The 23,999-nt window shown below is 61.6% G+C and carries 20 protein-coding genes and 1 tRNA gene; 6 read left to right on the forward strand and 15 right to left on the reverse strand.

Annotated features, from left to right (window positions below; genetic code table 11):
• Positions 1–108: 108 nt before the first annotated feature.
• The 7 genes from ACB032_RS07980 to tadA all read right to left on the reverse strand — a co-directional run bounded on the left by ACB032_RS07980 (position 109) and on the right by tadA (position 8,583).
• On the reverse strand, positions 109–651 hold the full coding sequence (locus ACB032_RS07980) for a hypothetical protein (RefSeq protein ID WP_371137705.1): 543 nt from the start codon (positions 649–651) through the stop codon (positions 109–111).
• 19 nt (positions 652–670) lie between these two features.
• Positions 671–1,990, reverse strand: coding sequence for a hemolysin family protein (locus ACB032_RS07985; RefSeq protein WP_011706614.1), 1,320 nt, complete (start codon positions 1,988–1,990; stop codon positions 671–673).
• Between the two features lie 192 nt (positions 1,991–2,182).
• The gene (gene phoU / locus ACB032_RS07990; protein ID WP_005334097.1) at positions 2,183–2,893 is read right to left on the reverse strand and encodes a phosphate signaling complex protein PhoU; all 711 of its coding nucleotides are present in this window, start codon (positions 2,891–2,893) and stop codon (positions 2,183–2,185) included.
• Between the two features lie 96 nt (positions 2,894–2,989).
• Positions 2,990–3,808: a phosphate ABC transporter ATP-binding protein PstB gene (gene pstB, locus ACB032_RS07995; protein WP_011706615.1), complete on the reverse strand. Its 819-nt coding sequence runs from the start codon at positions 3,806–3,808 to the stop codon at positions 2,990–2,992.
• A gap of 109 nt (positions 3,809–3,917) precedes the next feature.
• Entirely contained in the window at positions 3,918–5,567 is a 1,650-nt protein-coding gene (pstA, locus tag ACB032_RS08000; RefSeq protein ID WP_371137706.1) for a phosphate ABC transporter permease PstA, read from the reverse strand.
• A 32-nt stretch (positions 5,568–5,599) separates the two neighbouring features.
• Entirely contained in the window at positions 5,600–7,837 is a 2,238-nt protein-coding gene (locus ACB032_RS08005) for an ABC transporter permease subunit (protein WP_371137707.1), read from the reverse strand.
• Positions 7,838–8,043: 206 nt separating this feature from the next.
• Positions 8,044–8,583, reverse strand: coding sequence for a tRNA adenosine(34) deaminase TadA (gene tadA / locus ACB032_RS08010; protein WP_371137708.1), 540 nt, complete (start codon positions 8,581–8,583; stop codon positions 8,044–8,046).
• 273 nt (positions 8,584–8,856) lie between these two features.
• Here tadA and ACB032_RS08015 point away from each other — a divergent pair.
• The 4 genes from ACB032_RS08015 (at position 8,857) to aceA (ending at position 13,079) form a co-directional block, all read left to right on the forward strand.
• A tRNA-Pro gene (locus ACB032_RS08015) sits at positions 8,857–8,933 on the forward strand.
• Between the two features lie 286 nt (positions 8,934–9,219).
• Positions 9,220–9,366 carry a hypothetical protein gene (locus ACB032_RS08020; protein WP_223950511.1) on the forward strand — a complete coding sequence of 49 codons (147 nt, stop codon included), beginning with the start codon at positions 9,220–9,222 and terminating at the stop codon, positions 9,364–9,366.
• A gap of 716 nt (positions 9,367–10,082) precedes the next feature.
• Complete coding sequence (aceB, locus tag ACB032_RS08025; RefSeq protein ID WP_371137709.1) at positions 10,083–11,690, forward strand: malate synthase A; 1,608 nt, start codon at positions 10,083–10,085, stop codon at positions 11,688–11,690.
• Between the two features lie 75 nt (positions 11,691–11,765).
• Entirely contained in the window at positions 11,766–13,079 is a 1,314-nt protein-coding gene (gene aceA / locus ACB032_RS08030) for an isocitrate lyase (protein ID WP_011706620.1), read from the forward strand.
• A gap of 112 nt (positions 13,080–13,191) precedes the next feature.
• Here the strand turns inward: aceA and hda are convergent, their stop codons facing one another.
• The 3 genes from hda to upp form a co-directional block, all read right to left on the reverse strand.
• Entirely contained in the window at positions 13,192–13,893 is a 702-nt protein-coding gene (gene hda / locus ACB032_RS08035; RefSeq protein ID WP_016351307.1) for a DnaA inactivator Hda, read from the reverse strand.
• A gap of 215 nt (positions 13,894–14,108) precedes the next feature.
• Positions 14,109–15,128: a DUF2066 domain-containing protein gene (locus ACB032_RS08040; RefSeq protein WP_371137710.1), complete on the reverse strand. Its 1,020-nt coding sequence runs from the start codon at positions 15,126–15,128 to the stop codon at positions 14,109–14,111.
• Positions 15,129–15,272: 144 nt separating this feature from the next.
• Entirely contained in the window at positions 15,273–15,899 is a 627-nt protein-coding gene (gene upp, locus ACB032_RS08045) for a uracil phosphoribosyltransferase (protein ID WP_005302745.1), read from the reverse strand.
• A 175-nt stretch (positions 15,900–16,074) separates the two neighbouring features.
• On the opposite strand from upp, the gene purM reads away from it, so the two are divergent.
• Together purM and purN are read left to right on the forward strand one after the other, a co-directional pair.
• Complete coding sequence (gene purM, locus ACB032_RS08050; protein WP_371137711.1) at positions 16,075–17,112, forward strand: phosphoribosylformylglycinamidine cyclo-ligase; 1,038 nt, start codon at positions 16,075–16,077, stop codon at positions 17,110–17,112.
• Positions 17,113–17,144: 32 nt separating this feature from the next.
• Positions 17,145–17,783, forward strand: a complete 639-nt coding sequence (purN, locus tag ACB032_RS08055; protein ID WP_371137712.1) for a phosphoribosylglycinamide formyltransferase — start codon at positions 17,145–17,147, stop codon at positions 17,781–17,783.
• Positions 17,784–17,901: 118 nt separating this feature from the next.
• Here purN and ACB032_RS08060 read toward each other — a convergent pair whose 3' ends face one another.
• From ACB032_RS08060 to ACB032_RS08080, 5 genes are all read right to left on the reverse strand, one after another.
• Complete coding sequence (locus tag ACB032_RS08060) at positions 17,902–18,663, reverse strand: Nif3-like dinuclear metal center hexameric protein (RefSeq protein WP_371137713.1); 762 nt, start codon at positions 18,661–18,663, stop codon at positions 17,902–17,904.
• A gap of 147 nt (positions 18,664–18,810) precedes the next feature.
• The gene (locus ACB032_RS08065) at positions 18,811–20,154 is read right to left on the reverse strand and encodes a sigma-54-dependent transcriptional regulator (RefSeq protein WP_371137714.1); all 1,344 of its coding nucleotides are present in this window, start codon (positions 20,152–20,154) and stop codon (positions 18,811–18,813) included.
• Positions 20,155–20,215: 61 nt separating this feature from the next.
• A complete protein-coding gene (locus ACB032_RS08070) occupies positions 20,216–21,250 on the reverse strand; it encodes a sensor histidine kinase (protein WP_016351312.1) in 1,035 nt (344 codons plus the stop codon).
• Between the two features lie 106 nt (positions 21,251–21,356).
• Entirely contained in the window at positions 21,357–22,778 is a 1,422-nt protein-coding gene (locus tag ACB032_RS08075) for a sigma-54 dependent transcriptional regulator (RefSeq protein ID WP_024944838.1), read from the reverse strand.
• A 277-nt stretch (positions 22,779–23,055) separates the two neighbouring features.
• Positions 23,056–23,925, reverse strand: coding sequence for a DUF2726 domain-containing protein (locus ACB032_RS08080; RefSeq protein ID WP_371137715.1), 870 nt, complete (start codon positions 23,923–23,925; stop codon positions 23,056–23,058).
• Positions 23,926–23,999 lie beyond the last annotated feature (74 nt).

Here is a 23,999-nt window from a genome sequence, read left to right on the forward strand (position 1 = left end):
TAACGGCAAAGGAAGGGAGGTATGGCTGTTGAAGGCTCAACACCAGGATGAGAAACGACAAGAGGCCACCCGAAGGTGGCCTCTTGTGGTAACAGATGATCTGGCGGCTCAACGCCCGGCCAGTGCCCGCTTGGTCTGTTTGACCCAGTCGGACACCCGACCTTGCTGGGGATACCCCTGCCAGATCTGCTCCCACTGGGCGGGGCTAAGCGGGCGGCCCAACCGGCGCTGCACCCCGGCATAGAGGTAGTCGTGAGCCGTGGTGCGAGCCTGAGCGGAGGTGAGAAACTTGGCCACCGGATCGGTCAGGCGCACGTCCCGCATGCCCAGCAGCGGGTAGTCGCTGTGCACCGCCGCCAGCATGGTCTCGCGCATGGCCGATTCGATGTAGCCACGGGCAAACAGGGCGGTCACAGACTCAAGAGATCCTTGATCCGGGCCGTGATACTCCTCGTCGAACACCGGACTCGGCTCCGCCACGGCGCTTTGCACCACCGCATCAGGGTCCTGCTGCGGCACGACCACGGCCGCCTTGGGGGCTGCCGGTTTGGCGACTGTGGTGGCCTTGCGCGGTGCGCTCTGGCTGCAGGCACCGAGTGCCAGGGCGAGCGCCACACAGGCCAGCGCACGGGAATGAGACTGCATCTTCATGATTGCTAACTAGCTCCTTTTACGATTCCTGAGCGGGTTTCTCGGCCGGCGTGGGCTCGACCCGGGTGACCAGCAGCTGGTCAATCTTGTAGCTGTCGATGTCCACCACTTCGAACTTGTAACCGGCGTATTTGACCGAGTCGGTTCGCTTGGGGATCTTGCGCAGCATGTACATGATGAAGCCGGCGATGGTTTCATAATTCTGGTTTTCCGGGAACTCCTCGATGTCGAAGGCGCGCATCACGTCGGAGATGGGGGTCACCCCGTCCACCAGCCAGGAGTTCTCGTCCCGCTGCACGATCTGCTCTTCCACCACGTGGGTGGCCCACTCGCCCATCACGGTGCTCATCAGGTCGTTCATGGTGACGATCCCCACCACCAGGGCGTACTCGTTCATCACCACGGCAAAGTCGCCCCTGTGGTTCTTGAAGTACTCCATCGCCTCGTAGAGGTTGAGGGTGTCGGGGATGATGATGACGTTCTGCACCAGCGAGCCGCTGTTGAGATCGATGCTCTGGCCGCTGATGACCCGGATCAGCAGCTCCTTGGAGTCGACGAAGCCCTTGATGCTGTCGAGGTTGTGGTCACACACCAGGAACTTGTTGTGGGGGTGCTCCGCAATCTTGGCCTTGATGCTCTCCTCGCCCTCTTGCAGGGTGAAGTAGATGAGGCTCTCGCGCGCGGTCATGGCGGAGGTGACGCCGAGGGACTGCAGCTCGAACACGTTCTCGATGAGCTGGTGCTCCTCGCGCTGGATGACGCCCGCTTCGGCGCCCGCATCCATCACCGCATAGATATCGTCGGAGGTGATCTCGTCGTTGCGCACCATGGAGATGCGCAGCAGGCGGAACAGGCCGTTGGCCATGCCGTTGAACAGCCACACCAGCGGCATCAGCAGGGTGACGCACAGCAGCATGGGGCGCACCACCACCACGGCGATCCGCTCCGGCATGGTCATGGCGAGGCGCTTGGGCATCAGATCGGCGATCAGGATGAACATGCCGGTGACGAACACGAAGGAGGCTGCCGAGCTGATCTCGCCCAGCCAGGGCCCCTGATAGAACTCGGAGATGAACTCCTTGATGGCCGGGTTCAGGGCAGACTCGCCCAGGATACCGCCCAGGATGGCGACGGTGTTGAGCCCGATCTGCACCACAGTAAAGAAGTTGCCCGGCTGGGCCTGCAGTGCCAGTACCTTTTCGGCATGGCGGTTGCCCTCATCGGCCATCACCTGCAACTTGATCTTGCGGGAGGCGGCGAGGGAGATCTCGGAGAGAGAGAAGAACACGCTGCCGGCGACCAGCAGCATCAGGAAAAATAAACTATCGGCAAAACTCATGATTAACCTATTGCAACAGCCGCCTTAGCACAAGACGGCAAACTGGGTCCGGGGGGCCGGACCGTGAGTCAATCCGGGACTCACACAGGGGGCATATTCTAGCAGAAAAGCGCCAAGCGGGTGGCGATATCTTGCACTGACTGAAAAGGCAACAAAAAAGGCGCTCAAAGCGCCTTTTTATGCATGTCAGACTCACCCTTTCCCCAGCAGGGTACCCAGATCGTCCGCCTTGGTGTGGCGCACGTCCTTGCCCTTGACGTAGTAGACGATGTACTCGCAGATGTGCTGGCAGCGATCCCCTACCCGCTCGATGGCCCGCGCCGCCCACAGCACGTTGAGTACCTGGGGTATGGTGCGCGGATCTTCCATCATGTAGGTCATCAGCTCGCGAATGATGGACTCATACTCCCGGTCCACCTTGTCATCTTCCTTGTAGACCGCCAGTGCCGCGTCCAGATCCATGCGGGCGAAGGCGTCTAGCACGTCGTGCAGCATCTTGATGGTGCGGCGACCCATGTTCTCCAGCGACACCAGCGGCGGCTGCGGCTTGTTGGCGTTGTCGGTCAGCATGCGGGCGATCTTGTCCGCCACATCGCCGATGCGCTCCAGATCCGTGATGGTCTTGATGATGGCCATCACCAGCCGCAGGTCGGAGGCGGTGGGCTGGCGCTTGGCGATGATGCGGGTGCACTCCTCGTCGATCGCCACTTCCATGGCGTTGACCTTGTGGTCGTTGGCGACGATCTTGCGCGCCGCGTCCAGATCCTGATCGTGGATCGCCGCGATGGCGTCGGTCAGCTGCTGCTCCACCAGCCCGCCCATCACCAGCACCTGGTTGCGCACGCTCTCGAGCTCGGCATTGAACTGACCGGAGATGTGTTTGTTGAGGTTCATATTGTCCATACAAATAATCCTTGATGCTCCGAGTATGCCTTAGTCGTTGAACTGACCGGTAATCTGTTTGTTGATGCCCATCTTGCTCATATCCATCGCCAGCACTTAGCCGTAACGACCGGTGATGTAGTCTTCGGTCTTCTTCTTGGCCGGGGTGGTGAAGATGGTGTTGGTGTCCGAGTACTCGATGAGCTCGCCCATGTACATGAAGGCAGTCTGATCAGAGACCCGCGCCGCCTGCTGCATGTTGTGGGTCACGATCACCACGGTGAACTGGCTCTTGAGCTCGTTGATCAGCTCCTCGATGGTGAGGGTGGAGATGGGGTCGAGCGCCGAGGTCGGTTCATCGAGCAGCAGCACTTCCGGCTCGATGGCGATGGCACGGGCAATCACCAGTCGCTGCTGCTGGCCGCCGGAGAGGCCGAAGGCGTTGTCGTGCAGGCGATCCTTCACCTCGTCCCACAGGGCCGCGCCGCGCAGTGAGCGCTCGGCCGCCTCGTCCAGGGTACGGCGATCATTGATGCCCTGCAGGCGCAGGCCATAGACCACGTTCTCGTAGATGGACTTGGGGAAGGGGTTGGGGCGCTGGAACACCATGCCCACCTGACGGCGCAGGGCGGAGACATCCACGCTCTTGTCGTAGATGTTGTGTCCGTGCAGCTGGATTTCGCCCTCGATGCGGCAGATCTCCACCAGGTCGTTCATCCGGTTGATGCAGCGCAGCAGAGTGGACTTGCCGCAGCCGGAGGGGCCGATAAAGGCGGTGACCTGGCCCTTGGGGATCTTCATGTTGACGTTGAACAGCGCCTGCTTGTTGCCGTAGTACAGGTTGAGATCCTTCACTTCCAGCGCGGTCTGCTCCGGGCTCAGGTTGAGCAGGTCGGTCGCGGTGTGCTGGCTGGATGCGGTCGTTACGTTGATCATCTGTTACCTCAAAATCTGTCGGTGGCGGCGGGCACTCTCATTGCCCGCGGCCGGAACGCTTGGCTGGCAGGGAACCCCGTTCCCTGCCCGTCTCTGTGGTGCTGGTCTATCAATGTTCCAGCGACCGGAATTTCTCACGCAAGTGGTTGCGGATCCCGATGGCCGTCAGGTTGAGGCCGACGATCACCGTCACCAGCAGGAAGGAGGTGGCGTAGACCAGCGGGCGCGCCGCCTCGACGTTGGGGCTCTGGAAGCCGACGTCATAGATGTGGAAGCCCAGGTGCATGAACTTGCGCTCTACGTGCAAGTACGGGAAGTTTCCGTCCATCGGCAGGGTCGGCGCCAGTTTCACCACCCCCACCAGCATCAGCGGCGCCACTTCACCGGCCGCGCGGGCGATGGCCAAGATGAGGCCGGTCATGATGGCCGGGCTCGCCATCGGCAGCACGATGCGCCACAGGGTCTCGGCCTGGGTGGCTCCCAGTGCCAGCGAGCCCTGGCGGATGGTGCTCGGGATCCGGGCCAGCCCCTCTTCGGTGGAGACGATCACCACCGGCAGGGTCAGGATGGCCAGGGTCAGCGCCGACCAGATGACGCCGGGGGAGCCAAAGGTCGGGCTCGGCAGCGCTTCCGGATAGAACAGCTGGTCCAGCGAACCACCGAGGGTGTAGACGAAGAAGCCCAGACCGAACACGCCGTACACGATAGAGGGCACACCCGCCAGGTTGATCACCGCGATGCGGATGATCTTGGTCAGGCTGTTCTTGCCTGCGTATTCATGCAGGTAGACCGCCGCCACCACGCCGAGCGGGGTCACGATGATCGCCATCAGGAACACCATGAATACGGTGCCGAAGATGGCCGGGAACACCCCGCCCTCGGTGTTGGCCTCGCGCGGATCGTCGGAGACGAACTTGCCGATCTGGTGGAACCAGTAGCCCACCTTGGCCAGCAGACTCATGTCGTTGGGCCACACCACGTCCAGCACCTTGGACATCGGCATGGTCACCAGTTCGCCGCGCATGTCCTTGACCGTGATGCTGTCTCTGTCCGCCTGGGCACGCAGGGAGAACAGCTCTTTTTCCAGCACCTGATAACGGTCGTTAAGGGCCTGACGCTCGCTCGCCAGCTCGGCTTTAAGCTGATCGGTCAGCTTGTCGTCCAGCTCGGCCTTGCGCTCTTTGAGGCGCAGCCGCTCCAGTTGATAGTTGATGCTGCCGATGTCCCCTTTTTGCAGATCGTCGGCCTGCTCGGAGAGACCGTTGGCCCGCGCCAGCACGCGCTGCAGGGCAGGATGCAGGTTCTCGGTCAGCGCCTTGCCATCCTCTTTCACCCCGACGATGTAGCCGTAGAAGTTGCCGTTGGTGGCACGCTCCACCATGGCCAGCTCGGTCGGTAGGCTCTGGGACTTGATGTCGGTCTCCAGTACCCAGCGAAAATCCAGGTCGACGAACTCGCGGTTGCCGGTCTTGACCAGATAGCGGGTCAGCAGCTCGCGCTCTTCCCCTGCCAGCGGCAGGCCGGCAGCCCGCAGCCGCTCTACCGGCACCAGCTCGCGGTCGTTGATTTCGCCGATCAGCACGCTCTTGTTGCCCTGGGCGTCTTCCAGTTGCCACTCATAGATGGGATGGGGCCAGAAGTAGACCAGCCCACGCCAGCCGATCAGCAGCAGCAGACCCAGTACCGCTACCAGACTCAGGCTGACGGCGCCGCCGGTCATCCAGATCCAGGGGGCCCCCGATTTAAACCACTTACCCATTGTCGATTCCTCGGTCCTTTCAGAGCAGCCCATCACAGAGAGCTGTATTTTTCACGCAACCGCTGACGGATGAACTCGGCCAGGGTATTGAACAAGAAGGTGAACACGAACAGCACGAAGGCAGCGAGGAACAGCACCCGATAGTGCGAGCTGCCCACTTCCGATTCCGGCATCTCCACCGCGATGTTGGCGGCCAGGGTGCGCAGCCCCTGGAACATGGAGAAGTCCATGATGGGCGTGTTGCCGGTGGCCATCAGCACTATCATGGTCTCGCCCACGGCGCGGCCAAGGCCCATCATCACCGCCGAGAAGATGCCCGGGCTCGCGGTGAGGATCACCACCCGGCTCAGGGTCTGCCAGGGGGTCGCCCCCAACGCCAGCGAGCCCTGGGTGAGGTGCTTGGGCACCGAGAAGACCGCGTCTTCGGCGATGGAGAAGATGGTCGGAATGACCGCGAAGCCCATGGCGATGCCCACCACCAGCGAGTTGCGCTGGTCGAACTTGATGCCCATCTCGTGGGTCAGCCAGATGCGCGAATCACCGTGCATGAAGGCGTTCTCGATGAGCGGGCTCACCGCGAAGGCGCCCCAGCCAATCAGCAGCAGCACCGGGATCAACAAGATGGCGTGCCACCCTTCCGGCAGCCAGGATTTGCCGCGCTCCGGCAGGTAGTTCCAGATCAAGGCGGTCAGCAGCATCCCCATCGGCAGCAGGATCAGCAGCAACACCACGCCGGGCAGCGCCCCCTCGATGATGGGTGCCAGCCACAGACCGGCCAGGAAGCCGAGGATAACGGTCGGCAGGGCCGCCATGATCTCCACCGTCGGCTTGACGTATTTGCGCAGCCCCGCCGACATGAAGTAGGCGGTGTAGATGGCGCCGGCGACGCCGAGCGGCACCGCAAACACCATGGCATAGAAGGAGGCCTTGAGGGTACCAAACACCAGCGGCACCAGGCTCAGCTTGGCTTCAAAGTCGTTGCTGGCGGAGGTGGACTGCCACACGTACTGGGGCTCGGGATAGCCTTCGTACCACACCTGTTGCCAGAGAGCCGACCAGGTCACCTCGGGGTGCTCGTTCTCCACCGCGAACAGCTTGAAGGCATCACCCTGCTGCATCAGCAGCACGTTGTGACGGGGGGAGATGGCCAGGGCCGACAGGGCGCCGCCCTCCACCTTCTCGCTCAGCAGCTTGGTCTCGCCGGTGGCGTGGAAGAAGCTGACGGTGCCCTCTTTGTCGGCACTGATGAAGCCCTTACGAAAGTGTTCCGGGGTCAGCTGCGCCACGGCACCATCGCCCTTGAAATCACGGATCTGGGTGAACTGGCGCTTGCCATCCCGGGCCACTTCGAACCACTGGGAGATGACGCCGTTGTCGTTGCCCACCAGCAGGGAGGAGGCGCCGGAGAGCAGCTCGACCCGGGTCACGTTGGCGTTGGGGGCATTGATCTCCATGACATCGCGCAGGGAGATGTCATTGAGGTTGTGAATGTCGTAGACGGAGAGGCGGTTGCCTTCGCGCACGAACAGAATGCGCAGGTTGGGGGTCAGCAGCATCTGATCCACATGACGCGGCAGCGACGGGATGCTGTAGTTCTGGGCGCTCCACTCGATGTCACCGGAGAGGAAGTTCTCCTCGCCGCTCATCACCGCCATCACGCCACGACCATCGGCGGTCACGGCGGCGGTGGCCATCTTGTCCTTGGTGGCTTCAAACACCATGAGCGTCAGCGCCTTGCCCTGGGGGTCCACCACTACCGGCTCTTCGCCGAAGGGGGACTGCAGGCTGGGCTCGATGACCCGCACGTCGTTGGGATAGGAGACCTTGAAATAGGGCTGCACCACCTGGGCCTTGCCATCGGCAAAACCATAGGCGATGAGCTTCTGGCCTGGCGCGGGAGGGGCGACGGCGGTGATGTCACCCTTCACCTGCGCCTGACCCAGCACCTGGCCCACCTTGACCTTGCCATCCCCCTGGACGGCGAAGAAGTTGACCTGGCCTTTGTCGCTGAAGCGATAGCCAATCTCGTTCTGTTCTTCCACCCCGAGCCAGGCGGTCTTGCCCGCCACGGGCAAGGTAAATGACGCGGTCGGCTCCATCGTGGCGCCATTGAAGATGGGTTTCACCACATAGAGCAGATAGAAGAAAATGAGCAACAGGGCAACCAGCACCAGAGCACCACCCGTGGTGACCCCGTACTTGGCCAACTTATCCTTGATACGGCGCTTTCTGCTGCCCACCATACCTAAGTTTATCGATTCCGATGACATGCAAAACCTCAATGTGAGCTAGGCTTGGCGGCATTATATGGCGGTTGCATGACAGTTTTGTTACATCAAGGCCCTCTGGGAAGAGGTTATTTTGAAGGGGCATTCAGACCAGGATCCGCTGGCGGACAGCATTGCCAACCATCTGTTTTACAAGAAGATAAAGGAAAATATAAAACGCGAAGGGGGCCTCGCCGACTTCGCCGCTCTCAGTCGGCGAGGCCGCCGCTTTGTTGCAGTGCCAATCTGGCGGCCTTTTTCTCGGCGCGCCGCCGCCGAAAGAAATCCGACAACTGGGCCGAGCACGCATCGGCCAGCACACCGCCAGTCAGTTCGACCCCGTGGTTGTGGCGCGGGTCCTGCAATATCTCGAACACCGAGCCCGCCGCACCGGTCTTGAGATCACGGGCACCGTAGACCACCCGCTTGACCCGGCTGTGGATGAGGGCACCGGCGCACATGCAGCAGGGCTCCAGAGTGACATAGAGGGTGGTATCGAGCAGACGGTAGTTTTGCAGCCGAACGCCGGCGGCCCGGATCGCCATCACTTCGGCATGGGCACAGGCATCGTGCTCGCTGATGGAGCGGTTCCAGCCCTCCCCCACGATCTCGTCACCCAGCACCAGCACAGCCCCGACCGGAATCTCGCCGCTCCCCTCCGCCCTTTCGGCCAACGCCATGGCATGGCGCATCCAGCGTTCATCCTGCTCGCACTGGCTCACTGATTCTGTGATGTCTGATGATTTCACACCCTGGCTCCTCTCTGTGACGGGTTGCCGGCCACTCACTTGCAGCTTGATTGCCTGCCGACCATTGGCCGCAACCGGGTAGCGCCGCCAAGCAGCATGATGGCGGGCTCCCCAGCAATACGGGGCGGCGATTATGCCAAATCTGCGCCACAGCCCCAAGTCGCATCTTGCCTGCACAATAAAGAAGCAGTCAGCATCTCTCTGATAAAAAAGGAGTTGCACCCATTTGCTCAGATCATTAGACTTCCCTCCGTCAGCTCGAACTGACCTCGTCGGTGTGTAGCGCAGCCAGGTAGCGCATCTGCATGGGGTGTAGAGGGTCGGAGGTTCGAATCCTCTCACACCGACCAATTTCCCCGAAAATAGCCCAGTCTCGCGACTGGGCTATTTTTTTGCCTGCTTTATATTTACGCCGCCACTGTCGTAGCGCATCAGTCGACCCGCTGAATACTCTTCCTGGGTGAACCTGTCGCAGAGTCACCACACAGTTATGGTACAAATTTCATTCAGAACCGCTTGAAACCTTTCAAGAGTCCCGCTAGGATACGCAACTTTTCCGCCGGCAGTTCAAACAGGGAGGTGGGAGCGTGGGTGATGGAGTCACCGACCGGCTTGCAATCAATGAGGCAAGCACCCATGACCAAAGCAGTTGACACACAACCCGAGTACGCCCCCCTGCCCCAACCGGCTACCGAGTCCGCAACCAATCAATATACCACCGAACACGGCCCGGTCGTGCGACTCGATGTCGTCGATCTGGCGGCCCCGGACGATGATTACTGAGCCGACGGCGCAGATATGTCGCTCTTGAACTACCGGGAGAAAATGGCAGTGGCACTGGAAATGGCGCCCCGTTTTACCTCCTTTGAGGGCCAGGATGGCCCGCTGACACAAATAACAATAAAATGCTAAATAACTAAACGACAGTAGTCATATCCACTGCCACATCCCCTCCCCGCCCCCAGGCACCTCATCCACCCAAGTGATACAAACCTACGTTATTGCGCCTCACTTTCTCCTCTTCTGCCGACCAGATCCCATTCGACCCCTTTTAGCCTATTTTGTTTTAAACAAACGTTCTCTCCTTAATGTCAGCACGAGTTATATGTCTGCTGGGTTTACGCCTTTCATTTCATACGTGTGTTTTTTAGAAGCTTGGAGTTAGGTCGGGATTTGTTTTTGCATTTGTAATTTTATTACGTAATAACTTACATCCCTGCATCCCTATCCCCCCTCACCATCTGCCACCGGTAGGGGATGAAAAACAAGAGCATAACCATCTGCATAGAGTTTTTACGCTAATCACATAAATTCTTTATAAACATCAACTTAACATCATGACCAAAACGTGCGTTTTAAAAAACCTGTTGACGAATAGAGCAATATTTCGCACCTTATGAATCGTGTTACCCCGTTGTTACGGGAAGTTTGAAAAAACAGGGATCGACTTTAGTCGTAGTTAATTAGTTCAAAATGTAATTCTCAAAGGAGTGAACCCTATGTCGGCACCGGCCCAGACCCACTGCAGCGCTCGTCTGCGCATCCAGGGCGAGACGCATCCCGATTACGCGCAAATTCTGACGCCGGATGCGGTGGCCCTGGTATCCGAACTGGTGGAACGCTTTGCTCCCCAACGGGACGAATTGTTGAAACAACGTGTGGCGCGCCAGGCCCGCATCGACGGCGGCGAGCTGCCCGATTTTCTGCCTGAAACCGCCCACATCCGCGCCGGAGACTGGACGGTGCGTGGCATTCCCGCCGACCTGCAAGATCGCCGCGTGGAGATCACCGGCCCGGTCGAGCGCAAGATGGTGATCAACGCCCTCAACGCCAACGTCAAGGTATTCATGGCGGACTTCGAGGATTCGCTGGCACCGGCCTGGAACAAGGTGATCGAGGGTCAGATCAACCTGCGCGATGCGGTCAATGGCACCGTCTCCTACACCAGCCCGGAAGGGAAGGCCTACACCCTGAACGCCGATCCGGCCGTGCTTATCTGCCGGGTGCGCGGTCTGCATCTGCCGGAAAAACATGTCACCTTCGATGGAGCCCCCATTCCCGGCGGCCTGTTCGACTTCGCTCTCTACTTCCTGCACAACTATCAGGCGCTGCTGGCCAAGGGCTCCGGCCCCTACTTCTACGTACCCAAGCTGCAGAGCCATCTGGAAGGGCGCTGGTGGAGCGAAGTGTTCGCCTGGACCGAGGACAAATTCGGCCTGCCCCGCGGCACCATCAAGGCCACTGTGCTGATCGAAACCCTGCCAGCGGTGTTCGAGATGGACGAGCTGCTCTATCAGATGAAGGATCACATCGTCGCCCTCAACTGCGGCCGCTGGGATTACATCTTCAGCTACATCAAGACTTTGAAGAACCACCCTGATCGCGTCCTGCCGGACCGTCAGGTGGTGACCATGGACAAACCGTTCCTGTCCGCCTATTCACGGCTGCTGATCAAGACCTGCCACAAGCGCGGCGCGCTGGCGATGGGTGGCATGGCGGCCTTTATCCCGGCTAAAGATCCTGCCGTAAATGAACAGGTATTTGCCAAGGTGAAGGTGGATAAAGAGCGTGAAGCCAACAACGGCCACGACGGTACCTGGGTGGCCCACCCCGGCCTTGCCGATACCGCCATGGCGGTGTTCAACGCCGCCATCCCGGCTGGCGCCAGCAACCAGATAGGCGTGCTGCGCGAACAGGATACCCCCATCACGGCCGCCGAGCTGCTGGCCCCCTGCGAGGGTGAGCGCACCGAGGCCGGCATGCGCACCAACATCCGGGTGGCGCTGCAATATCTGGAAGCCTGGATCAACGGCAACGGCTGCGTGCCCATCTACGGTCTGATGGAAGATGCCGCCACCGCCGAAATCTCCCGCACCTCCATCTGGCAGTGGATCCGCCACGGCAAGAGCCTGTCGAACGGCAAGGTGGTGACCAAAGATCTGTTCCGCCAGATGCTGGCCGAGGAGCAGGAGGTGGTCAAAGCCGAAGTGGGGACCCAGCGCTGGCAGGCAGGCCGCTTCGCCGAGGCGAGCGAGCTGATGGAACAGATCACCTGCGCCGATACTCTGATCGATTTTCTGACGCTGCCCGGTTACGAGCGGCTCTGAACTACGGGCCTCCCCAGCGGGGCTCGCCAATAACAAGTCAATGGAAACGTGAAATCAATGAAAGAGGGAACTGATATGGCACTGACCCGTGAGCAACAGATCCAGGCTATCGAGAAAGACTGGGCGGAAAACCCCCGCTGGAAAGGGATCAAGCGCGGCTACAGCGCCGAAGACGTGGTAAACCTGCGTGGCAGCCTGCAACCGGTGCACACCCTGGCCCAACGCGGTGCCGACAAGCTGTGGGAACTGATCCACGGCGGCGCCAAGAAAGGCTATGTAAACTGCCTCGGCGCGCTGACCGGCGGTCAGGCGGTGCAACAGGCCAAGGCGGGCATCGAGGCAATTTACCTCTCCGGCTGGCAGGTGGCGGCGGACAACAACCTCTCCTCCACCATGTACCCGGATCAGTCCCTCTACCCGGCCAACTCGGTGCCGTCGGTGGTGGAGCGCATCAACAACTCCTTCGCCCGTGCCGACCAGATCCAATGGGCCAACAAGGTGGGCCCGCAGGACAAGGGCTTCATCGACTACTTCCTGCCTATCGTGGCAGATGCCGAAGCCGGTTTCGGCGGCGTGTTGAATGCCTTCGAATTGATGAAGGGGATGATTGAAGCGGGCGCCGCCGGCGTGCACTTCGAAGATCAGCTCGCTTCCGTCAAGAAGTGCGGCCATATGGGCGGCAAGGTGCTGGTACCGAGCCAGGAAGCGGTGCAGAAGCTCATCGCAGCCCGTCTGGCAGCCGACGTCTGCGGCACCACCACCCTGGTGATCGCCCGTACCGATGCCAACGCCGCCGATCTGCTGACCACGGACGCCGATCCGTACGATGCCGGCTTCCTGACCGGTGAGCGCACCTCAGAAGGCTTCTACAAGGTGCAGGCCGGTATCGAACAGGCCATCTCCCGCGGTCTGGCCTATGCCCCTTACGCCGACATGGTGTGGTGCGAAACCGCCAAGCCGGATCTGGACGAGGCGCGCAAGTTTGCCGAGGCCATCAAGGCCCAGTACCCGGACAAGATCCTGGCCTACAACTGCTCGCCGAGCTTCAACTGGAAGAAGAACCTGGACGATGCCACCATCGCCCGCTTCCAGCAGGAGCTGTCCGACATGGGCTACAAGTACCAGTTCATCACCCTGGCGGGTATCCACAACATGTGGTTCCACATGTACGAGCTGGCCTACCAGTACGCCCGTGGCGAAGGGATGAAGCACTATGTCGAGATGGTGCAGCAGCCTGAATTCGCCGCTGCCGAGCGGGGTTACACCTTCGTGGCACACCAGCAGGAAGTGGGTACCGGTTACTTTGACAAGGTGACCACCGTCATTCAGGGTGGCCAATCCTCGGTGACCGCGCTGACCGGTTCCACCGAAGAAGATCAGTTCCACTGATAGGCAGAACTCTTTGAGAGAGTCCTTGAGATAACAAAACCCCGGCCACTGGCCGGGGTTTCTTTTTATTGATTGCCTCGGCGTCGCTCATGCTCAAGCACACCCGAAGGGCTCAGAGCTCGAGGATCTCTTTGACAAAGGGGATAGTCAGCTTGCGCTTGGCACGGAAGGAGGCGTTGTCGAGCTGATTGAGAGTGGTGAGCAGGGTGCGCATGTCGCGCGAGAGACGGTTGAGCAGGAAGCGGCCCACATCGATGGGCAGTTTGAAGCCCCGCAGCTCGGCACGCAGCTGCAGGGCACTGAGCTTGCCTTCGTCGTCCAGCTCGTCGAGATGGAAACTCACTCCCCAGTCCAGCCGCGAGGCGAGATCCGGCAGTTGCAGCCCCAGTTTGCGCGGCGCACTGCAGCCGGTCACCACCAGGGTGCCCTCGCCCTTCTCCTGCCAGCGGTTGTAAAAATCGAACAGGGCCCGCTCCCACAGCGCATTGCCGGCGATCGCCTCCAGGCTGTCGAGGCAGACCAGCGGCAGGCTTTCGAGGGCGTCGAGCATGCTGGGATCCAGCTGTTCGAACTGATCGAGGGAGAGATAAGCGGCGGCGGCGTCGCGGGCATTGACCTCGGCGCAAGTGGCGTGCAGCAGATGGGAGCGGCCCGATCCCTTGGCCCCCCAGAAATAGAGGAAAGGTGAGCCCTGACCAATGGCCGCATTTTTGAGGGCGGTGATCAGATGAGCATTGTTGCCGGGATAAAAACTGACGAAGGTTTCATCATCCGGGAGTTGTACGGCTAAAGACAGTTGGGCCGGTTGCTTCACTCGTTGGGCTTTGACTGTGACATTTGCGGGCAAGTGTATCATCGCGAAGGCGGATAGAGAACCGCCCGGACGATGCCGGGCGGTATGGATCCTCATAAAGGATCCAGGCTGCGACCATTGCTAACGAAAGCGGCTACTCCTTGGCCGGCGCGAAAAACCGCACCTTGAGCTCACGCTGGTTGTGCGCGACCAGCCGGTCAGGATCCTCGCCAGGATCAGGGCTGCGACCATTGATAGCTCAGCCCCTCTGGGGTATCCGCCAGCTGGCGCAACCGGCTCTCCAGCTGCAGCCCGCGGATGAGCTCGGCCTTGTCCCCTTGCAGGCTCAGGTTGAAGGTCACCTTGTCCCCCTCCAGTTTGCCAATCTCCACCTTGGTGACGCTGGCCATCCCCTGCAACATCTTCTGCACCGTGATCATGCCGTCGATGCCGGACAACCCCTCCACCACCAGTGTCTGGCTGGAGGCGACACCGGAGATACGCGCCCCGTAGTTCTGCACCAGCCAACCTGCCAGGGCATCGGCGAACGTCTGCGCCACCTCGGCCTGGGTGCCAGAACCCTCGCCCTTGGTCAGTTCGCTCAGCTCACCACCCGCTTTGGGGCCGTAGAGTCCCCAGTCAATGCTCCACTTGTCACCTTCAGGGGTCAGCTTGCCCAGCACGACCATCTCGGCGCCATAGCGCTGGCTCGCCTTGAGGATGGGGTCGGCGAAGCGGCCCCAGACATCGGTGGCGTTGACCGCCATGTTGTCGTCCAAGTCCATCAGCGGAATGCTGACCGGCAGCCCCATGGCCTGGGCCTGGGTACGCAGGGCGGCAGCCCAGCCATCGCTGGACTGATCCGGCAGAATGCGCCGCTCCCCTTCATTGATCACCAGCCAGATGGCGACCTGAGGCCGGGCCGGGCCCAGCAGGGCGAACTTGCTCTCGGCCACCAGGGCATTGACCTTGGCCACATCGAAATCGGCCTTGAGAAACTTCACCGGCCCCACATCCTGATAACCGTAGTGCTGCACGAACGCGCCGGGGGCCGTCAGTGCCTTGACCACCGCCGGCTGGGTCAGGATGTCGCGCTTGCCGGTCACCTTGATCAGCACCTCGCCCAGGGCCTGGGACTGGGCCGCTGCCATGTCGCCGCTGGTGGGCGCCTTGCCCTGATAGAGATCGGTCACCTGGGCGGCCGACACCATGAATGACAAGCCGCAGCAGAGGGCGGTCACAACACGTTTGAGCATGAGAGGAGTCTCGAAATGGGAGATGGTGCTTATGGTAGCGGCAAGGCGCGCATGGCAGCAAGCCGGGGCGGGAGAAACAGCGGAGCCGGCAGGGTGCCGGCTCCGTTTGCGCGCCAGTCGGGCACGCGATGAGGCGATCGAGGCTTACTTGGTGCCGAAGATCTTGTCGCCGGCGTCGCCCAGACCCGGGACAATGTAGCCCTTCTCGTTCAGGCCCTGGTCGATGGAGGCACAGAACAGCTCCACGTCCGGGTGAGCGGCTTCCAGCGCCTTGATGCCTTCCGGCGCGGCAACCAGCACCAGCACCTTGATGGACTGGCAGCCCTTCTTCTTGAGCAGGTCGATGGTGGCGATCATGGAGCCGCCGGTGGCCAGCATGGGGTCGATGACCAGCGCCAGACGCTCTTCGATGTTGCTGACGATCTTCTCGAAGTAGGGAACCGGCTGCAGGGTCTCTTCGTCGCGGTAGATACCGACCACGCTGACGCGGGCGCTCGGCATGTGCTCCAGCACGCCATCCATCATGCCCAGACCGGCACGCAGGATGGGCACGACGGTGACCTTCTTGCCCTTGATCTGGTCAACTTCCACTGGCCCATTCCAGCCATCGATGGTAACCTTCTCGGTTTCGAAGTCAGAGGTCGCTTCGTAGGTCAACAAACTGCCCACTTCCTTGGCCAGTTCACGGAAACGCTTGGTGCTGATATCGCCTTCACGCATCAGACCGATCTTGTGCTTGACCAGGGGGTGTTTGACTTCAACGACTTTCATTATTATCTCCTCTAACTGCCGCAAAAAAATCGCGGAATCATACAACAAAAGCCGCCGCTTGTAGAGCATTTCCGCGCAAAAACGCGCAAACGATTTCCTTTCTGGTTTTTCACCGCCACTGTTAGAATACGCCCCGAATTTTACCCTCCACTTCTTTATATGACGGGGAATACGCGTGACTGACAAAACCTCACTGAGCTACAAGGATGCTGGCGTGGATATCGATGCCGGCAATGCACTGGTTGAACGTATCAAGGGCGTGTCAAAGCGCACTCGTCGTCCTGAAGTCCTTGGTGGTCTTGGCGGCTTTGGGGCCTTGTGTCAAATCCCTGCGGGCTACAAGGAGCCGGTGCTGGTCTCCGGCACCGACGGGGTGGGCACCAAGCTGCGCCTCGCCATCGACCTGAAGAAGCACGACACCGTCGGCATCGATCTGGTGGCCATGTGCGTCAATGACCTGATCGTGCAGGGCGCCGAGCCCCTCTTCTTCCTCGACTACTATGCCACCGGCAAACTGGACGTCGACACCGCCGCGGCCGTGGTCACCGGCATCGGTGCCGGCTGCGAGCAGTCCGGTTGCGCCCTGGTGGGCGGCGAAACCGCCGAGATGCCGGGCATGTATGAAGGGGAAGACTACGACATCGCCGGTTTCTGCGTCGGTGTGGTGGAGAAGAGCGAGATCATCGACGGCAGCAAGGTCGGCGAAGGGGATGCCCTGATCGCCCTGGCCGCCAGCGGCCCCCACTCCAACGGCTTCTCGCTGGTACGCAAGATCCTGGAAGTCTCCAAGGCCGACGTGCAGCAGCCGCTGGGTGATACCACCCTGACCAATGCCCTGCTGGAGCCGACCCGCATCTACGTGAAACCCGTGCTCAAGCTCATCAAGGAGTGCGAGATCCACGCCCTGTCCCACATCACCGGTGGCGGCTTCTGGGAGAACATCCCGCGCGTGCTGCCCGCCAACACCCAGGCGGTGATCGATGAGCAGAGCTGGCAGTGGCCGGCGGTGTTCAGCTGGCTGCAGCAGGCCGGCAACGTCACCCGCCACGAGATGTACCGCACCTTCAACTGCGGCGTCGGCATGATCATCGCCCTGCCGGCGGATCAGCTGGAAAAAGCGCTGACCCTGCTCAAGGCCGAAGGCGAGAACGCCTGGCATATCGGCCATATCGCCAAGGCGGCCGATGGTGAGGAGCAGGTCATCATTCAATGAATGACCGGATCAACAGCCAAATGACCTCCCCCATGAAGCGCATATTGGTGCTGATCTCCGGCAACGGCAGCAACCTGCAGACCATCCTCGACGGCTGTGCCGATGGCAAGATTGCCGGTGAGGTGGTCGGCGTCATCAGCAACAAGGCCGATGCCTATGGTCTGGTGCGTGCCAAAGAGGCGGGGGTGGCCACCGCCATCCTGGCCCAGCAGCAGTTTGCCCGCCGGGAAGAGTATGACGCGGCCCTGTTGGCGCTGATGGCAGACTATCAGCCCGATCTGGTGGTACTGGCCGGGTTTATGCGGATCCTGAGTGCTGACCTGGTGCGGCACTTTGCCGGGCGGATGATCAACATCCACCCCTCCTTGCTGCCCAAGTACCAGGGGTTGCACACCCACCAGCGCGCCATCGACGCCGGTGACGACGAGCATGGCGCCAGCGTCCACTTCGTCACCGAAGAGCTCGACGGCGGCCCGGTGATCCTGCAGGCCCGCGTCCCCATCTTCGAAGGGGATGATGCCGACGAGGTGGCGGCCCGGGTACAGGTGCAGGAGCACAGCATCTACCCGCTGGTGGTGCAGTGGTTCTGTGAAGGGCGCTTGCAGATGCGAGCAGGGTCTGCCTTGCTCGATGGCAAGCAGCTTGGCCCGGCAGGCTATGCCAGCGAGTAATCGCTAACAACAGCATGCAAAATAGAACAAGGGAGGCCCAGGCCTCCCTTGTTATTTCTATCTACCAGCGCACTTGCTGTCATCACGTCCGATTACGCCGCTATGCGGCTAATCGAACCTACACCGGATTGTCAATATCGATAAAGGTGACATCCAGCCCGTGTACCGTCGCCAGCCACTCCCCCAGCGCCTTGACGCCGTAACGCTCGGTGGCGTGGTGACCGGCGGCGTAGAAGTGCATCCCCATCTCGCGAGCGGTGTGGATGGTCTGCTCGGAGGCTTCACCGGAAATAAAGGCATCGATGCCCTGCTCCGCCGCCAGATTGATGTAGCTCTGGCCGCCGCCAGTGCACCAGGCCACCGAGCGGATAAGCTCGGGGCCGCTGTCGCCGCAATGGAGCGGCTCACGGTCGAGCCGCTCGGCAATCAGCTTGGCAAAATCGCTCCCGCTCATGGGCTCTTCCAGCTTGCCCACCATGGCGACGCTCTTGCTGTTCCAGGGCTCGAGGCCGCGGCGCACCTTGATGTCGAGCAGCTTGGCGAGCTGGGCGTTGTTGCCCACCTCGGGGTGCACGTCCAGCGGCAGGTGGTAGGCAAACAGGTTGATGTCGTGGGTCAACAGGGTCTTGATGCGGCGCTGTTTCATGCCGGTGATCTGGGCCGGTTCACCGCTCCAGAAGTAGCCGTGATGGACCAGGATGGCGTCAGCATCGGCGGCCACGGCCGCATCGATCAGGGCCTGGCTGGCGGTGACGCCGGTCACCACCTTGCGAATGCGCTCACGCCCCTCCACCTGCAGGCCATTGGGGCAGTAATCCTTGATGGCATGCGGTTCGAGCAGATGGTTGAGTACGGTTTCGAGTTTTCGATGAGAGATCATAGGGGTCCCTTATAAAGGCGCCGGCCCCTGTGCTGCGATGCAGACAGGGATCGGGCTCATAACGCCGAGGCCCCATGATAATCGAGGCCGGCCGCCAAGACCATGATGCCTCCCGCACTGTGGCCCATGGCAGGGCCTGTAATGGCTTCAGGCCGGCAGGTCGATCCCCGCCTCGCGCATCTGGGCCAGCTTGTAGCGCAGGGTCCGCGGGCTGATGCCGAGCCGGTCGGCCACCGCCTTGCGGCTGCCGTTGCAATCCTGCAGGGTGTCGAGAATGATCTGGTGCTCCTGCTGCTTGAGCTCGCTGCCCAAGTGTTCGCTGCCGCTGCTGCGCTCACTGCCGACAAGGCGGATCTCTTCTTCCTCCACCTCTTCCAGGATGAGGTGCTCGCAGCCGATGAGGCCGTCGGGGCTCAGAATGAGGGCGCGCTGCACCACATTGTCGAGCTCGCGCACGTTGCCGGGCCAGGGGTGAGCCAGCAGCCGCGCGCGCGCGGGCTCGGACAGCTGCGGCGTCGGCAGTCCCTGCTGACCGGCATGCAGCGCCAGCAGGTGCTCCGCCAGCGGCAGTATGTCGCCTGGACGCTCCCACAGCGCCGTCCAGCGCAGCGGGAAGACATTGAGGCGGTAGTAGAGATCCTCGCGAAACAGGCCGTCCTGCACCGCTTTTTTCAGATCCCGGTTGCTGGTGGCGATGACCCGCACATCGAGCGGGATCATCTTGCGGCTGCCGAGCCGCTCCACCTCTTTCTCCTGCAATACCCGCAGCAGCTTGGCTTGCAGCCCCAGATCCATCTCGGTGATCTCGTCGAGCAGCAGGGTCCCCCCCTGCGCCTGCTCGAACTTGCCGGGGCAGCCCTGTACCGCGCCGGTAAAGGCCCCCTTCTCATAGCCGAACAGGGTCGCCTCCAGCATGTTTTCCGGAATGGCGGCGCAGTTGATGGCGACGAACGTCTGCTCGGCACGGCTGGAGTTGTCGTGGATGTAGCGGGCCAGCACCTCTTTGCCCGTCCCGCTCGGACCGGTCACCATCACGGTGGCCTCGCTTCTGGCCACCCGGGTCGCCAGCTGGAACAGCTCGGCGGTCTTGGGATCGCCGTAGACCACGGCCCGTTTCTCCACCTTCTGGGCCGGCACATAGCGGCTGACCTGGTTGAGCAGTACCTCGGGCGAGAAGGGCTTGGCCAGGTAATCGATGGCGCCTTCGCGCATGGCGCGCACCGCACCGTCGATGTTGGCGTAGGCGGTCATCAACAGCACCGGCACCTGGGGATATTGCTGACGAATGTTGGCCAGCAGGGTCAGGCCATCCATGCCTCCCATCTGGATATCCGAGATCACCATGTCGAAACTCTGGCGCGACAGGGCCAGCAAAGCCCGCTCGCCACTGTCCACCTCGCGGCACTCATAGCCGCCGAGCAACAGGGTATCCACCAGCGCCTCGCGCAGGCCATTGTCATCTTCCACTACCAGGATCCGGGCCTGAGTCATGCTACACCTCCCACCACAGCCAACCTGGCCGCTGCAATATTCATTTCCACGAGCCTGACGCTCATGCTACACCCCCCAGCTGCACCGCTTGCTGATGCAGGGGGAACGACAGGGTAAAACAGGTTCCCTCGCCGGGTACCGAGGCCACGCTGACCTCGCCCTGATGGGCACGAACCACGGATTGCACCACCGCCAGTCCAAGGCCGGTGCCCTGGGAGCGGGTGGTGAAGAAGGGTTCAAAAATCTGGCTCAGCAGATGAGCGGGCATCCCCTTGCCATTGTCGAGAATGCGCAGCTCCACCCGGGGGCCGCTGCGCACCGCGCTCACCAGAAGCGACGTGGCGCCGGCCTGCTGGGCATTGGCGATGAGGTTGTTGACCGCCCCCGCCAGCGCGCTGCTGTTGGCCAGCAGGCAGAGATCGGGCTCTGGCGCCTCCATGTGCAGCTCACAGCCCTGCTGGCTGCAAAATGCCTCGGCGCCGGCCTGCACCTCGGCCAGCAACCCCTGCACCGACGTCGGGGTCACCACCTGGTTGTCGCCGTTGCGGGCAAACAGCAGGATGTCGCTGATCTGCTTTTCAAGATCCTGCAGGCGCGCCATCAGCTTTTGCTGGAACTGGCTGCGGGATTCCGGCTTGAGGGTACGGTTGGCCAGGTTGGCGGCATAGAGCATGGCGGCGGAGAGCGGGGTGCGGATCTGGTGGGCCAGCGAGGCGGCCATGTTGCCAAGGGCGGACAACCGTTTCATATGGTTGATGCGGTCTTGCAGCTGGCGGGTTTCTGTCAGATCGTTAATGAACACCAGCTGGCCCGGCTGATCCGGCAGCGGCTGGGTCGACAGCTGGACCCGGCGCCCATCGCGCAGGGAAATCTCGTGGCCATCATCCTCGCGGGGCTGGAAGCAGCGGTCGATGATCTGGCGCCAGGCCTGGCCTTCCAGCGGCTCCCCCAGCAGCGCCTTGGCGGCCGGGTTGGCACGGGTGATCCGGCCCTCGCCGTCGAGCAGCAAGACACCGGTGGGCAGCGCCGTGAAGATGGCGTAAAGCTGGCTCACCTCGTGAGACTGGAGCGGGGTATCCTGCGGCTGGGCTGTCATAAAGCTGACCTCAAACTGGCGACTGAGTCAGCTTATTCAATTTCCATGCCACTAAAATTTACATATAAAATCAAAGCCTTGAAGCTAGGCGTCAAGGCTTTGACCCTTATGCTTCCTTGCTCATCCCGTATTTTTTCATCTTCTCCACCAGGGTGGTACGGCGCATGCCGAGCAGGTCGGCAGCGCGGGCCACCACCCCGTCCTGGGACTCCAGCGCCTGGCGGATCAGCTCCACCTCCAGGTCTGCCAGCATCTCCTTGAGGTTGACCCCCTCCTCCGGCAGCTGCATGGCGCGGGCGTGGCTGGCGGGCAGATCCAGCTCGGGCGGATCCTGGAACACGGCGGCCAGCGCATCGCGCTCGTCCATCTCGGTCAGCCGCTCGTCCCGCGGCTCACACGGCAGCAGACGATAGCGGCTCGGCAAGTCAGCCACGTCGACGATCTGTTGCGGGTAGAGGATGAGCAGCCGCTCCAGCAGGTTGGATAGCTCGCGCACGTTGCCGGGCCAGGGGTACTGCATCAAGGACTCCATGGCGCGCTGGGTCAGGCGGATCATCCCCTGATGCAGTTCGGCATGGCGATTGAGCAGCTCCTGCAGCAGCAGCGGGATGTCGTCGGCCCGATCCCGCAGCGGCGGGGTCTCGATGGGGAAGACGTTGAGGCGATAGTAGAGATCTTCGCGAAAACCCTGGGTACGGATCATGGCTTCCAGATCCCGGTGGGTGGCCGCGATGATGCGCACATCCGCCTGGATGGGCTTGCCGCCGCCAACCCGATCGAACAACCGCTCCTGCAGCACCCGCAGCAGCTTGACCTGCATTGGCAGCGGCATGTCGCCGATTTCGTCGAGAAACAGGGTGCCCCCCTGTGCCAGCTCGAAGCGGCCGCGCCGGGCCGCGATGGCACCGGTGAAGGCTCCCTTCTCGTGGCCGAACAGCTCGCTTTCCAGCAGCTCAGCCGGAATGGCGCCGCAGTTGATGGGCACGAAGGGTCCCTGGCTTCGGCCGGACAGTTCATGGATGGCACGGGCCACCACCTCCTTGCCGGTACCCGATTCGCCGAGGATCAGCACGTTGGCATCGGTCTCTGCCACCTGGCTGATGAGCCGGCGCACCTCCTGGATCCCCTTGCCCTTGCCCACCAGCAGGCGCAGCAGCGCCTGTCCCTTGTCGTGGGTCTGCTGACGGGGATGGAGGGAGACGAAGGCCTGGCAAAAGTGCAGATGGCGGGTCAGGGATTCGTAGGTGAAGGGCGCCTCGGCCACCCCGATGAAGTTGCTGTTGGGAAAGTCGGCCTCCACCAGCGACAGGAAAGGCACCCGGGGGAATCCGGTCAGCAGCTCGCCCAGCGAGCGGCCGTTGAGGGAACCGGTCAGCACCCCCTGCAGCGGGCCGGATGACTCGATGGCCACATCCAGATCGCCCTCGGCAACGTCCTGCCAGGGGATCCCCATGAACGAGAGAACTGTCCCCAACTGTTGGCGCCGCTGCGCATCGGCGTCAACAATCAACACTCCCATTGCCATCATATCCATCCCTCTATTCTCGACGTAACTTATTGTTTTATTGTGCTTATGTGGTCAAACCACGCACTTTATGCAGGATGCACAAAGTGCCAAAATTCCGACGCATTGTCAAAATTTGTCGCATTTCACCTAAGTTTATCGACCCAACGGCGCAACAAGATAAATTTTGTCGCCTCTTTTTTGGGTACGGTGGGCAGGCAGCGGGCAAGCAAGAGGGGCTGATGGACGAGCGGACGCACCTGTTTGCGGCCGGCAGCAGGCCGCAAACAGGCGGTGGGGATCAATGGCGGGCGTGAGTATGGGGGGCGGCGTAGCGACACTCGGGGAAGCGGCTGCAGGCCAGGAACAGCCGGCCCGCATGGGGGCCCTTCTTGGCTTCCCGTTCCACCAGCGGCGCATCACAGCGCGGGCAGTGCGGCACCTGATGGGGATACTCGTCGTCATCCTCCTCCACCTCGGCAAACAGATTCTCCACCAGCTCGGCGTCGGCCGCCGGCAGCGGTGCACTGCGCGCCGATACGATCGCCTTGATGGGGGCTACGGCCGGGGCACGACCGCCATGGCGAGGCTCTTCCACCTCGACCCGATCCAGCTGCAGGGGGCTGAAGGTGGGCTCGCGGCGATCACCTGACAGCAGATCCTCATCCGGGGCACGGCGGGGACCGCTTAGCAGCGGCAGGATCTGTTCGCGCAGCTCCTCGACCTGATAATGGCTGCTTGCCGGGATCTGCAGCAGCGGCAGACCGGCGCTGTCAAAGGCGGCCTTGAGGAAACTGTCGCGCACCTTGCGCTTCTGGTGACGATGGGAGCTGTCATCGAGCTCGATGGCGCAGATGAAGGAGAGATCGGAGGGGTGGCAGAGCAGATAGTCCACGTGCTTGGCGCTGATCTTGTTGAACGCCTGCTGCCACTTGCTCTTGCCCATGCCCGTCTCCGGCGTCAGCACATCGGCCACCCGCACCTTGGCAAAGACCCGGGCCTGGTCGCCGACCGCCAGATCCAGCACGCCGAGGAAGGAGCGCTCGGCGGGGCTGAACAGGGTCTCCTGCAGATCATAGGGCAGCGCCTTGCCCTTCTTGCCCCTACTCCAGAAGATCGCCAGCAGCAGCAACACCAACAACACCAATCCCGATACGACAAGGCTATTCATACGCGCACATCCCGTTCACAAGAGCTATCCGGTTCACAATACAAAACAGGGGCATCACTCTACCACGGTGCAGC

Origin of the sequence: Aeromonas sp. S5(2024), assembly GCF_041403025.1 — a bacterium.
GTDB classification, from domain to species: domain Bacteria; phylum Pseudomonadota; class Gammaproteobacteria; order Enterobacterales; family Aeromonadaceae; genus Aeromonas; species Aeromonas hydrophila.

Excerpts from the sequence above, each read along its gene's own strand:
- ACB032_RS08005 (WP_371137707.1), bottom strand. The coding sequence starts at position 7,837 with ATGTCATCGGAATCGATAAACTTAGGTATGGTGGGCAGCAGAAAGCGC.
- upp (WP_005302745.1), bottom strand. The coding sequence starts at position 15,899 with ATGAAAGTCGTTGAAGTCAAACACCCCCTGGTCAAGCACAAGATCGGT.
- ACB032_RS07985 (WP_011706614.1), bottom strand. The coding sequence starts at position 1,990 with ATGAGTTTTGCCGATAGTTTATTTTTCCTGATGCTGCTGGTCGCCGGC.
- aceA (WP_011706620.1), top strand. The coding sequence starts at position 11,766 with ATGGCACTGACCCGTGAGCAACAGATCCAGGCTATCGAGAAAGACTGG.
- purN (WP_371137712.1), top strand. The coding sequence starts at position 17,145 with ATGAAGCGCATATTGGTGCTGATCTCCGGCAACGGCAGCAACCTGCAG.
- ACB032_RS08040 (WP_371137710.1), bottom strand. The coding sequence starts at position 15,128 with ATGCTCAAACGTGTTGTGACCGCCCTCTGCTGCGGCTTGTCATTCATG.
- ACB032_RS08070 (WP_016351312.1), bottom strand. The coding sequence starts at position 21,250 with ATGACAGCCCAGCCGCAGGATACCCCGCTCCAGTCTCACGAGGTGAGC.
- ACB032_RS08020 (WP_223950511.1), top strand. The coding sequence starts at position 9,220 with ATGACCAAAGCAGTTGACACACAACCCGAGTACGCCCCCCTGCCCCAA.
- ACB032_RS08060 (WP_371137713.1), bottom strand. The coding sequence starts at position 18,663 with ATGATCTCTCATCGAAAACTCGAAACCGTACTCAACCATCTGCTCGAA.
- pstA (WP_371137706.1), bottom strand. The coding sequence starts at position 5,567 with ATGGGTAAGTGGTTTAAATCGGGGGCCCCCTGGATCTGGATGACCGGC.
- phoU (WP_005334097.1), bottom strand. The coding sequence starts at position 2,893 with ATGGACAATATGAACCTCAACAAACACATCTCCGGTCAGTTCAATGCC.
- ACB032_RS08065 (WP_371137714.1), bottom strand. The coding sequence starts at position 20,154 with ATGACTCAGGCCCGGATCCTGGTAGTGGAAGATGACAATGGCCTGCGC.
- pstB (WP_011706615.1), bottom strand. The coding sequence starts at position 3,808 with ATGATCAACGTAACGACCGCATCCAGCCAGCACACCGCGACCGACCTG.
- ACB032_RS07980 (WP_371137705.1), bottom strand. The coding sequence starts at position 651 with ATGAAGATGCAGTCTCATTCCCGTGCGCTGGCCTGTGTGGCGCTCGCC.
- aceB (WP_371137709.1), top strand. The coding sequence starts at position 10,083 with ATGTCGGCACCGGCCCAGACCCACTGCAGCGCTCGTCTGCGCATCCAG.
- ACB032_RS08075 (WP_024944838.1), bottom strand. The coding sequence starts at position 22,778 with ATGATGGCAATGGGAGTGTTGATTGTTGACGCCGATGCGCAGCGGCGC.
- ACB032_RS08080 (WP_371137715.1), bottom strand. The coding sequence starts at position 23,925 with ATGAATAGCCTTGTCGTATCGGGATTGGTGTTGTTGGTGTTGCTGCTG.